The following is a 12,131-nucleotide window of genomic DNA, read 5'->3' on the forward strand; positions in this document are numbered from 1 at the left end:
CCGCCGCTTCATCCGCCGCTCAACCGGTTCTGCAAGATCGGAGGAGGATGAGACATGAGTAGCATGCTGCATTCGGTTCTGAACAAGCTGATCTCAAGCGGCGATCTTAAAGTACAATTTGCCGATGGCACGACACACACTTACGGCAACGGCACTGCGCCGCGTGTCACGCTTGCCTTTCACAATAAAGCGGCGGAAAGAGCGATCGCTCTTGATCCGGAACTGAAGCTTGGCGAATGTTTCATGGACGGGGATATCAGTTTTCCGGAAGGCGATATTTACAGCTTTCTCCGGCTGGTCTTTGAGAATACCGGCCCTACGGCGGCAAAAGAGCCGTGGATGCGTATCCTAACCAGATTACGCAAAATTTTCAGACCATTACAGCAAATGAACACGCTGGCACGCTCTTCCAGAAATGTGCAACGGCACTATGATCTGAGTGGCGAACTGTATGATCTGTTTCTTGATCCCGACAAGCAATATTCCTGCGCCTATTTTGAAACGCCGCAGACCAGCCTTGCGGAAGCACAACTGGCAAAGAAGCGGCATATTGCGGCCAAGCTGCAAATCAAACCCGAGGATAAATTACTGGATATCGGCTGCGGCTGGGGCGGATTAGGTCTGTATTTTGCAGAATTTCTTGATGCTGATGTTACCGGTGTAACCCTGTCTCAGGAGCAGTTCCAGATTGCCAATCAACGGGCAAAAGCGCGCGGGCTGAATCAACAGGCACAGTTTTTGTTGCAGGATTATCGCGAGTTGAACCAGCAATTCGACCGGATCAGCTCTGTCGGCATGTTTGAACATGTAGGAGTTACCCATTATGCCGAATTTTTTCAGCAGGTTGCGCGGCTGTTAAAACCGGATGGTTCCATGCTGCTGCACTCTATCGGCCGCAGTGACGAGCCTTCCGTCACCAATCCGTTCATCCGTAAATATATTTTCCCCGGCGGCTATATCCCCTCCCTCTCGGAAGTCCTGCCGCATATTGAAAATGCGGGACTGATTATAACGGATATCGAAATTCTCCGCCTGCATTATGCGGAAACGCTCAAAGCATGGCGTGAAGCTTTCATGGCGAACCGCGATAAAGCAAAAGCCATTTATGATGAGCGTTTTTGCCGGATGTGGGAGTTTTATCTGGCAGGCTCGGAATCCGCCTTCCGCTGGCAGAATATGATGGTGTTTCAGATACAGCTTGCACACAGACAGGACGCTGTGCCGCTAACCCGTAATTATATTGAGCAAGAGGAAAAGCGGCTTAAGCGACTGGAAATGCGCAAATTCAAAGCCTGTAATGACAGTAGCAGCGAGAAAGCCAGCCCGAAACATCTGGTTTATTAAAGCGCGGGTCAACGGGCTGCAGTTTTGTGACAAATTGACGACACTCTGTTACTCATAAAGTTTTTATCAAGAGATTGTGAAGTTCCGGCGATTGCACCGCTGGTGCGCTTCAGACATTTATCTGTTTGCTTTTACGCGCTCTTTTACCTGAAACCTGCATCGCATCTTTCGGAGCGCTGTTGTTTCAAGGGATAAATATCTGATGCCCAGCGTGCAAACCAAGCTGCACTCACGCCTGAATAAAACAACCCTGCTTGTCTTATCAGCAGGATTACTGGTTCTTCTCGCTTCCTATCCGCTGGCATTCATTCTCCCTGCATGGACATCGTGGGAAAACGGCCCTGTTGAAAATGCTCAGGCAATATTGCTATTTCTGGGTATGATACAGGCACTGATTTTTCAAAAATCCGGCAGTTCAGACTGGAAATGGTTCTGGCGCGGTGCGGCATTGATCTGGTTTATCTGCGCAGTTCGGGAATTGAGCTGGGGTGCGGTTTTCCTTGAGCCAATCAGCCTTTCCGAGCTTGGCCCTTTCTTCTCATCACGCCAGCTCTGGTACAAACCAGCCATCATGCCCGCATTAATTGCCTCTGTTTTGCTGTTAGCGGTTCTGATGCTGAAAAACGGCTCGCATAAATTGCTCAAACCATTACAGCAATCCGGCGGGTTGCCATGGGGTTCATTTTTGCTGGCAACGCTGTGCATGATGATTTCAACGGCAGCAGAAGAGCATCTCGGCCTCACAACCGGCCTGACCGGCGCAGCCGCTCAAAACCTTGAAGAACTGAGCGAATTGGCAGCCTATATTTTTCTTCTGACCGGACAGGTCCAGCTCCGCTATCACCAGTCCGTTTTGTCAACCGCTCTCTGATCGGGTTAATATACTTTAGAGTTTAGACATCCGCAGACCTATTACAGATAATCAAAACAGTAAAATGATCCGGTAGAATCTTACCGGATCACTTTAGATACACTATATTTACAATTTTAAATTTATTTCAGCTGGACAACCAAGTCGCCATTAACAAAACTATCTGTCATGTTCATGTTCAATTTTCTCTTAACATATGCTGTGTCAGTAATACCATCAACAGCTATAAGCTTGTAGTTCAACATAGCTGTTTGTTGAAAAGCATTACCGATCCCTTTAAAAACAAACTTACCTTTACTATCACTTTTAAAATTAAATAGTCCTTCCTGATAAGTCTCGTACATAAAATCAACGATCGTCACATCAGGCGATGTTCCTATAAAATTAAATACCGGACTTCCAGCTCCCAGTGTAAAACGGGGGAGAAGAGTAAGTGTCGGAAGACCACTCGCAAATTCAGCGAAAAACTGTGCCGCTGTAAAATTTACAACCGCATTATCTGCTGCGTCAATCCATCCAGAACTGGCAAATATATAATCCGCATTGACGTCAAATTTGCCATTTTCAGTTACGTTGATTTTTGGCTGATCAACAGAATCTTTTTTAAGGGATGAAAAATATACAAATTGTGAGCCTACTGTAAAATGACCGCTATCACTTACACTGATATTCACAAAGTCCGGATAAATAGGATCTCCGGAAGAACCACAATTGAACTGTGAAAGCCCTATTAACTGGAAAGCACCCTGCCGGACTATAATCTCAGGATGTGAACCGTAACCTGAACCACTCCGTTTGTCAGGCCAGCTTGTAAAATTGGGACTGGTGTTTTCTGTCGCCTTTAGCGTCAGAGTACAATCCCTAGCATCCATAATAAAAAATCTTTCATTATATTTATTAAAATCAACACCACTCCCCAATTGAGTTTGTGATCCATAATCACTTATATAAATCTGATCATCATCAGGTTTCCAATTAAATATATCAGTCATTAAACACCTAAAAAACAAAGATAAAAATATTAAATATTATAAATTGAACAAGAAATATAAAATATACTATATTTTGACGATAAAACACTGTAAAAATTACGAGATAAAGCAATAAAATATTATTCTGAATTCTGAAATTATTAAAATCCTAACACACAGCTGCAGCCTGTGAATCGCTGTGAATCATGGTATAGCCGCTTCAACTGCACCGGCAGATTGTTTACACTCATATTTCAACAGACTCTGATGTCCGGCTTTTTGCCGGATAATTCCCGCTTGATTGCGGCAAAGGATCCAGAACTTTATGGCTGACGCGACTGTTCACAAACTTGAAGAGACACGGGACACCCAAAATTCGCTTTACCGCGAAGCCCCGAACAATATCGAAGCGGAACAGGCTCTTCTCGGCGCGATTCTGATTAATAATGATGCTTTTTACCGTGTTTCGGACTTTCTGAAGCCGCCGCATTTTTACGACCCGCTGCATCGCCGTATTTATGAACTGGCGTCCGAGCTGATCCGCGTTGGTAAAATGGCCAATCCGGTGACCATGAAAACCTTCCTGCCTGCCGATGATAAAGTCGGCGACATGACTGTGTTTCAATATGTGGTGCGCCTTGCCGCTGAAGCAGTAACCGTTATCAATGCGGAAGATTATGGCCGCGCGATCTATGATCTTGCCACACGCCGCTCGCTAATCGGCATCGGTGAGGAAATGGTCAATGTCGCCTATGACGCGCCGGTCGATATGGCACCGCGAAGCCAGATCGAAGATGCGGAACGCCGCCTGTTTGAACTGGCAGAAACCGGTCGCTATGACGGCGGCTTCCAGCCTTTCAACGAAGCCGTTAAAACCGCGATTGATCTCGCGGGTGTAGCCTTCCAGCGTGACGGGCACCTCTCCGGTGTTTCCACCGGCATCCACATGCTGGATGGTAAGATGGGTGGCTTGCAGTCTTCCGACTTGATCGTGCTGGCGGGGCGTCCGGGTATGGGTAAGACCTCCCTTGCCACCAATATCGCTTTCAATATTGCCGCTGCCTATCAGGGTGAACAGCTGGCAGACGGCTCAATGAAAGCCATCAATGGTGGTGTGGTCGGCTTCTTCTCGCTCGAAATGTCCGCCGAACAGCTGGCAACCCGTATTATTTCCGAGCAGACAGAGGTTTCCTCATCCAAAATCCGCCGCGGTGAAATCTCGGAAACCGATTTTGAAAAGCTGATCGCCTGTACACAGACGATGCAGCGTATTCCGCTCTATATTGACCAGACCGGTGGTATCTCCATTGCGCAGTTGTCTGCGCGTGCCCGCCGCCTCAAGCGTCAACGCGGCCTTGATTGTCTGGTGATTGACTATATTCAGCTGATGACCGGTTCTTCAAAAGCCTCCGCGCAGAACCGCGTGCAGGAAATTACCGAAATCACCACAGGTCTTAAAGCCCTTGGCAAAGAGCTGAATGTGCCGATTATCGCACTGTCACAGCTCTCCCGTCAGGTAGAAAACCGCGAAGACAAACGTCCGCAGCTCTCCGATCTTCGTGAATCGGGTTCCATCGAGCAGGATGCGGACGTTGTGCTCTTCGTGTATCGTGAAGAATATTACGTCAAAAACCTTGAACCACGCGACGAATTCGATCCGAAATATGACGAGTGGAAAATGCACTTTGAGAAAGTCAAAGGCACGGCAGATGTTATCATCGCCAAACAGCGTCACGGTCCTACCGGTACTGTAAAGCTTGCCTTCCAGTCGGAATTCACGCGCTTTACCGATCTGGCCGAAGGCACTTATCTGCCTGAACAATATGACGACCACTGAAAGAGCATAACTTGGCCAAGAACCGGATTCAGTTCATCTGCCAGAATTGCGGTGCCACGCATTCGCGCTGGGCAGGCAAATGCGACGGCTGCGGCGAGTGGAACACACTTGTCGAAGAAGGCACATCCGGCGGCATCGGCTCGGGTCCGGGCAAAATGGCGATGCGCAAAGGCCGTGCCGTTGCGCTCACCACGCTCTCCGGTGAGATTGAAGATGCACCACGCATCCAGTCCGGTATCAGTGAGCTGGATCGCGTAACCGGCGGCGGTTTTGTCCGCGGTTCCGCACTGCTGGTCGGCGGTGATCCGGGTATCGGCAAATCCACATTGCTCACACAGGCTGCGGCCGCATTGGCACGTCGCGGCAACCGCATCATCTATGTATCCGGTGAAGAAGCGGTGGCACAGATCCGTTTACGCGCACAGCGTCTGCATGCAGCAGATACGTCCGTGGAACTGGCGGCGGAAACCAATGTCGAGGATATTCTCGCCACCATTGATACCAAGCCGCGCCCTGATCTGGTGATTATCGATTCCATCCAGACTTTATGGACAGATGCGGCCGATAGCGCACCGGGTTCGGTAACACAGGTTCGTGCCGGTGCGCAGGCGATGATCCGCTATGCCAAATCAACCGGCGCCGCCGTGGTGCTGGTCGGCCATGTGACCAAGGAAGGTCAGATTGCAGGCCCGCGCGTGGTTGAGCATATGGTGGACGGTGTTTTGTATTTTGAAGGCGAAGGCGGGCACCATTACCGCATCCTGCGTACTGTCAAAAACCGTTTTGGCCCGACTGATGAAATCGGCGTGTTTGAAATGTCCGATAAGGGGTTGCGGGAAGTTTCCAACCCGTCTGAACTGTTTCTCGGTGAACGTAATGAAAAGGCTCCGGGGGCTGCGGTTTTTGCCGGTATGGAAGGCACCCGCCCTGTTCTCGTGGAAATTCAGGCACTTGTCGCTCCATCTACACTCGGCACACCGCGCCGCGCCGTTGTCGGCTGGGATAACAGCCGTCTTTCCATGACCCTTGCCGTGCTGGAAGCCCATTGCGGTGTGCGCTTCGGGCAGCATGATGTTTATCTCAATGTGGCCGGTGGTTATCGTATTTCCGAGCCTGCTGCGGATATGGCTGTGGCAGCGGCACTTGTCTCGTCGCTTGCCGGTATTCCGCTGCCTGCCAATAGCGTTTATTTTGGTGAAGTCAGTCTTTCCGGTGCAGTACGTGCCGTAGCTCATGCGGCTCAGCGCATTAAAGAGGCGGAGAAACTCGGCTTTAAACAAGCTGTTCTGCCTGTCGGCGGGGGTGAGTTGTCACGTCCACACAATTTCACGCTGACAGAAACCGGTTCCCTGCCCGATCTGGTGGCACGAATTGCTGCTTCCGGCCCCGGAAAGAATGCGCAGAACCGAGATTAGCATAGGTCTATCACAACAGAAAACTCGGGAATCATAGGCTCTCTGCAACTTAAAATAACGGATGCGGAGCATTAACAACCGGACATAGGCTGTAATTTTTACAGGCTATAACGGCTTTAAATTGCAATCGGCTCCCGAATTAGTGATTTATGAAAGAAATTCAGGTTAATTTTCGACGACAAAAGTGTCACAACTCTATCGGACTGACGCGAGACACTGTAAATCTTTGAGCTGCGGCAATTATGCCCGCACGAAATTATATGTCCCGAGGGACAGACCGACACAGAGGAATTAGGCAGGATGCCGATTACATTGCTAGACGGAATTCTTATCGGGGTAACCCTCGTATCGGCCATTCTGGCCATGGTACGCGGATTTTCGCGCGAAGTGCTTTCGGTGGCATCCTGGGCTGCGGCAGCTCTGGCCGCCTATTTCTTCTATAAGCCTGTCGTGCCTTACCTGCAGCCATATATCAGCAATGAAACCATTCTGAATATTGCGGCAGCCGGTTCAGTCTTTCTGGTGACATTGATTGTTGTATCAATCATCACCATGAAAATTGCCGATTTCATCATCGACAGCCGTATCGGTGCGCTTGACCGCACATTGGGTTTCATTTTCGGTGCGGCACGCGGCGTTCTGCTGGTTGTGGTTGCAATGCTGTTCTTCAACTGGCTTGTGGCTACAGATCAGCCAAGCTGGATCACCAATGCCAAATCCAAGCCGATGCTGGATTCTCTTGGCCAGCAGCTGGTGGATATGCTGCCGGAAGACCCTGAAACCGCAATCATTGAGCGCCTGAAGCCGCAATTGGGCACCCAGCCTTCCGCGCAGGATGTGCCTGAGAATGATGTACCGGCTCAACCGGCAAACTAAATCCAATTCCCATATTTAACAAAAACGCCGGCAGATAAATCTGCCGGCGTTTTTGTTATACTCCCAGTCTGGCATTCGGCTTTCGAAAATCCGGCCATCGCCCGATTGTCAATGCCCTCAGCAGCCATTCCAGCGGCCCGTAATAATAATGGCGCATCCACCACCGGCTCACAAATAGCTGAACAATAAAAACAGACAGGCCAATCAGAACATTGACAATCGCTGTTGTTTTCTCGATCAATCCAAGCCCAAAGCCGTAGAAAATGAAGCTGCATATCAGCGATTGCAGCAGATAATTGGACAGCGCCATACGCCCCGCCGGAGCCAGTGCATCGCGCCAGAACTGGCCATGTTTTGCGCCGAAAAGCCGGAGCATCAGTGCGATTATACCAAAAGTCAGCAGCGGCGCCGTTACAAGGGTTAATGCCAGACCAAACACTTCCCATTCTGTACCGCTTGCAAACAAACCTGTCAGCGCAGTCAGTACCGATGCGGGCAAACCGATCATGATAGCGGCTTTTATTGCCGGTTTCAGATAAGGCCTGTACAGCTCCGGTTGCGCGAGAAACTGGTGCCTGCCTGCCAGAAAACCGAGCAAGAACATAGCCAGTGCACAAGGCACCTGTATCAATAACAGCAAAATCCACATGGTTTGCAGCTCTGTTATATGCTGCATGATAACTGCGCTAAAACTGCCGCTATAGGCTGTATGAGCCAGCTGCGCTTCAGCTAAGAGTTCAGCAATGTCTGTCTGATCCGGGTTCCAGAACAAAGCGCCGACCAACAGCCAGAGCAATGCCGTTAAACCAATCAGCCACACCGCAGCTTTAATCAACGTGTTGTCCGGCTTGTTCCGCCAATATAATAAAACCACGCCGAGCACAGCATAGGTTGTGAGAATATCGCCGTGGAAAAGCAGAACTGCATGCAGCAGACCGACAATCCACAAACCGGCCTGACGCCGTAAAAAACGCGGAATAAAAGCCTCTCCGGCACGCTCTGCCGACTGCATTTGCAGCGTGACGCTATAGCCGAACAGAAAAGAGAACAGCAGATAGAATTTCATCTCAAAGATTGTTGAGATGATTAACTGCACGAACTCGTTAAAACCAAAGCTTAATTCTGCATCGCTATTTGGAAACCCGTAAAAAACGGAAGAAAAGGCCAGAATATTGACCTGCAAAATGCCAAGCAGTGCAAAACCACGCAGGGCATCCACATCCGCAATACGGGATACAGGCTTTGCAGCCGGAGACGGGACATCTGATTTCATTTCTGCGCTTCCCTGCCATTTGCAAGACCAAGCACGCCCGTCATCATTGTTTTCAATGCTGCTTTCTGTTCCTGAGGCTTAAATTGCGGATCAACAGAAACACGGCTGAAAATACCGTCCACCATCACCATAAGACAATGCACAACCGACGCGGCAGAAAATTGCCGGCGGAACTGTCCGCGCTCCATTCCGAGACTGACCAGATATTCCAGTTCCTCACGCATCACACGGGTGCTCAGCCGGTACAAAACACCAATCTCCGCATCCCGCCCTGCCTCTGCAGCAATTTCCAGAGCCAGCGATGCCTGAGCAGTATCGGAAGCAACATCCAGCACCACATCAAAAAAAGCGTCCAATGCAGTTACAAGATTTTCCTGCTCGCGCAATGCCGCAACAAATATCTGGGTCTGCTGCAAATCCTCTTCAACAATCGCAGCGATGATTGCTTTCTTGCTTGCGAAATAATGAAACAGATTTCCGGTGCTGACGCCTGCCGCCGCACAAATTTGTGCCGTGCTGGTCTGGTGAAACCCCTGCTCCGCGAAACAGGCTTTCGCGGCCTCCAAAATCATCTGTTTCTTTGCCTGATGTTTTTCAGAATCTGTCACGCGCATAGCGCACCTCTAAAATAGACTGAACGCTCGGTTTATTAATTTGAAATTACAGCTTACGCAAGCGATAAAATAATCCACACAGACTGCGACCAAATTGTGCTATTGTTTAAAACCTGAGGAGAACTGTTGTGTCTAAGGACTAACCGCCATATATGAGGCTGAAAATCAGAGGCATATGGGGAGTAATGTCTGCGAAGGAGCAATTTTCCTGCTGAGAACAGCAGAAAACATAATCGTCTCCCGAACACCCTCTTCCTGATGTCCCGCTCAGACTTTTCATCAGAGCTGCATTTTGAGCCTCAGTCGTCTGAACTCTGCGCAATGCTCTGAATTGTTCCTTTTGCATGGCACTGCAACCGGAAAGCTTTCGGTTTTGGGACTATGCAGCAAAAGCACTCTTATGATAGAGAGCATTTTTAATTGCTCTGCAATCGAAAGGCCCAGCGGCTATGATAAGTCATTCCGGTGAAACCGCCCATATTTCGTCAGATCATTCTCAGAAGATCTGCGCCTCTCACACAGGAGAGAGCGGCGGCACAGAACCGCTTCATAATTCTTCCCGTTTTTCCTTTGATGAAGACGCCTTGCATGAAGAATGCGGCGTCTTTGGCATTCTCGGCCATGAGGATGCAGCAACGCTGACAGCTCTCGGCCTTCATGCCCTGCAGCATCGCGGACAGGAAGCGGCCGGTATTGTTTCCTATCATGAAGGACGCTTCTATTCCGAACGTCACATGGGGCTGGTTGGCGATCACTTCACCAATCCTGCAACATTGAAGCAGCTGCCGGGCAATCTTTCGATCGGTCATGTGCGTTACTCCACCACCGGTGAAACTGTGCTGCGCAATGTGCAGCCGCTATTTGCCGAACTGGAAGTCGGCGGCATCGCCATTGCCCATAACGGTAATTTCACCAATGGTCTGAGCCTGCGCCGTCATCTGATTGCCTCCGGTGCGATCTGCCAGTCCACTTCTGATTCTGAAGTTGTGCTGCATCTCATCGCCCGTTCGCGCCTTGCGTCATCCAGCGACCGTTTTGTCGATGCGATCCGTCAGGTTGAAGGCGGCTATGCGATCCTCGCTATGACCCGCACCAAACTGATTGCAGCGCGCGATCCTGTCGGTATCCGCCCGCTGGTTATGGGTGAACTCGACGGCAAGCCGATTTTCTGCTCCGAGACCTGCGCACTCGACATTATCGGTGCAAAATATATCCGTGATGTGGAAAATGGCGAAGTTATCATCTGCGAAACACAGGCAGACGGCTCTATCAGCACCACATCCATCAAGGCCTCGAACCGGAAGCCGGAACGTGTTTGCCTGTTTGAATATGTCTATTTTGCCCGTCCTGACTCCGTTGTCGGCGGCCGCAATGTTTATGTTGCGCGTAAAAACGCCGGCATTAATCTGGCCAAAGAATCTCCGGTTGAAGCAGATGTTGTTGTACCTGTGCCGGATGGCGGCACTCCGGCAGCAATCGGCTATGCACAAGCCAGCGGCATTCCGTTTGAGCTCGGCATTATCCGCAATCACTATGTCGGCCGTACCTTTATTGAACCGACACAGCAGATCCGCGCCCTCGGCGTAAAGCTGAAACATTCCGCAAACCGTGCCATCATTGAAGGCAAACGCGTTGTGCTGGTGGATGACTCCATTGTGCGCGGCACTACTTCGATGAAAATCGTGCGAATGATCCGCGATGCCGGAGCCAAGGAAGTACATATCCGTGTGGCCTCCCCGATGATCCATCATCCGGATTTCTACGGTATTGATACGCCGGATGCAGACAAGCTGCTGGCCAACCAATATCCTGACCTGCAGGCAATGTGCGATTATATCGGTGCGGATTCGCTGGAATTCCTCTCCATTGACGGTCTTTATGAGGCGGTCGGCGGCGAGAAGCGCAATCCGAAAGCTCCGCAATTTACCGACCATTATTTTACGGGCGACTATCCGACCCGTCTGGTTGATCAGGAAGAATTGTCGAATATTCACAATTTCGCATTACTTTCCAGCAACGGCTAAAATTCTAAAAGGCGGCTTTCAGCCGCCTTTACATTATGCAGACTGAAACGGGTGGATTTTTATGAGCTTTGATCTGAGCGGACGCACAGCACTGGTGACCGGCGCATCCCGCGGCATCGGTTATTTTCTGGCATTGGAACTGGCGAAACGCGGTGCCCATGTGATTGCTGTTGCGCGGACTGTCGGCGGCCTTGAAGAGCTGGATGATGAAATTCAGGCAATGGGCAATACAGCAACCCTTGTCCCGCTTGATCTGAAAGACATGCCTGCTCTTGACCTGCTCGGCTCATCTATCAATGACCGCTGGGGCAAACTGGATATTCTCGTCGCCAATGCCGGTGTGCTTGGCACAATCTCTCCGGTCGGCCATGTGGAAGCCAAGGTGTTTGACAATGTTATCAGCACCAATCTGACCTCAATCTGGCGCCTGATCCGCTCGGTTGATCCGCTGTTGCGCCGTTCTGATGCCGGTCGTGCTATTCTGATGTCCTCCGGCGTTGCTCATACAGCGCGCGCATTCTGGGCGCCTTATGCCGCTTCCAAAGCTGCGGTAGAAGTGATGGGGCGCTCATGGGCAGAAGAAACCAAACAAATGCCGCTGCGGGTTAACTCCGTCAATCCGGGTGCTACGCGCACAGCAATGCGCGCCAAAGCAATGCCGGGTGAAGATCCGGAAACTCTGCCGCATCCGGCCGATGTGGCTGCAAAAATTGTGCAGCTCGTCGATCCGGCGCTGACCATTACCGGCCAGCTTTATGATGTACGTCAGGATAAATTCCTGCAATATCATATGCCTTCATAAACACATGTCTATAATCGTCTGGCCGGATTATTAATAACCGGCCAGAACTGTTTTTTATCCTGTCTTTTCAATCAAATAATTTTCTTCGCGGCTTTTTTATACGC

Annotated in this window: 10 protein-coding genes; 7 read left to right on the forward strand and 3 right to left on the reverse strand. The window is 50.2% G+C overall.

Features of this window, described 5'->3' with window-relative positions; translation table 11 throughout:
• The first annotated feature begins 54 nt into the window (after positions 1-54).
• Together F7P81_RS00705 and F7P81_RS00710 are read left to right on the forward strand one after the other, a co-directional pair.
• Entirely contained in the window at positions 55-1,344 is a 1,290-nt protein-coding gene (locus F7P81_RS00705; RefSeq protein WP_151158034.1) for a cyclopropane fatty acid synthase, read from the forward strand.
• A gap of 202 nt (positions 1,345-1,546) precedes the next feature.
• Positions 1,547-2,215, forward strand: coding sequence for a hypothetical protein (locus tag F7P81_RS00710; protein WP_151158036.1), 669 nt, complete (start codon positions 1,547-1,549; stop codon positions 2,213-2,215).
• Between the two features lie 122 nt (positions 2,216-2,337).
• Here the strand turns inward: F7P81_RS00710 and F7P81_RS00715 are convergent, their stop codons facing one another.
• Positions 2,338-3,207 carry a hypothetical protein gene (locus F7P81_RS00715; protein WP_151158038.1) on the reverse strand — a complete coding sequence of 290 codons (870 nt, stop codon included), beginning with the start codon at positions 3,205-3,207 and terminating at the stop codon, positions 2,338-2,340.
• 304 nt (positions 3,208-3,511) lie between these two features.
• Between F7P81_RS00715 and F7P81_RS00720 the strand changes: the two genes are divergently transcribed.
• The 3 genes from F7P81_RS00720 (at position 3,512) to F7P81_RS00730 (ending at position 7,314) form a co-directional block, all read left to right on the forward strand.
• Positions 3,512-5,023, forward strand: a complete 1,512-nt coding sequence (locus F7P81_RS00720) for a replicative DNA helicase (RefSeq protein ID WP_075654624.1) — start codon at positions 3,512-3,514, stop codon at positions 5,021-5,023.
• An 11-nt stretch (positions 5,024-5,034) separates the two neighbouring features.
• Positions 5,035-6,438: a DNA repair protein RadA gene (gene radA, locus F7P81_RS00725; RefSeq protein ID WP_151158040.1), complete on the forward strand. Its 1,404-nt coding sequence runs from the start codon at positions 5,035-5,037 to the stop codon at positions 6,436-6,438.
• A 300-nt stretch (positions 6,439-6,738) separates the two neighbouring features.
• Positions 6,739-7,314 (forward strand): CvpA family protein, encoded by a 576-nt coding sequence (locus F7P81_RS00730; RefSeq protein ID WP_022712192.1) that lies wholly within the window; start codon positions 6,739-6,741, stop codon positions 7,312-7,314.
• Positions 7,315-7,369: 55 nt separating this feature from the next.
• On the opposite strand, the gene F7P81_RS00735 is transcribed toward F7P81_RS00730, so the two are convergent.
• Together F7P81_RS00735 and F7P81_RS00740 are read right to left on the reverse strand one after the other, a co-directional pair.
• Positions 7,370-8,587 carry a DUF418 domain-containing protein gene (locus tag F7P81_RS00735; protein WP_151158041.1) on the reverse strand — a complete coding sequence of 406 codons (1,218 nt, stop codon included), beginning with the start codon at positions 8,585-8,587 and terminating at the stop codon, positions 7,370-7,372.
• Positions 8,584-9,195, reverse strand: a complete 612-nt coding sequence (locus F7P81_RS00740; protein ID WP_170265199.1) for a TetR/AcrR family transcriptional regulator — start codon at positions 9,193-9,195, stop codon at positions 8,584-8,586. Before F7P81_RS00740 ends, F7P81_RS00735 begins: the two co-directional genes overlap by 4 nt.
• A gap of 455 nt (positions 9,196-9,650) precedes the next feature.
• Between F7P81_RS00740 and purF the strand changes: the two genes are divergently transcribed.
• Positions 9,651-11,225 carry an amidophosphoribosyltransferase gene (purF, locus tag F7P81_RS00745; RefSeq protein WP_022712195.1) on the forward strand — a complete coding sequence of 525 codons (1,575 nt, stop codon included), beginning with the start codon at positions 9,651-9,653 and terminating at the stop codon, positions 11,223-11,225.
• 61 nt (positions 11,226-11,286) lie between these two features.
• Entirely contained in the window at positions 11,287-12,027 is a 741-nt protein-coding gene (locus tag F7P81_RS00750) for an SDR family NAD(P)-dependent oxidoreductase (RefSeq protein WP_151158045.1), read from the forward strand.
• Positions 12,028-12,131: the final 104 nt, after the last annotated feature.

Origin of the sequence: Pseudochrobactrum saccharolyticum, from assembly GCF_008801715.1 — a bacterium.
In the GTDB taxonomy this organism is placed as follows: Bacteria; Pseudomonadota; Alphaproteobacteria; order Rhizobiales; family Rhizobiaceae; genus Pseudochrobactrum; species Pseudochrobactrum saccharolyticum.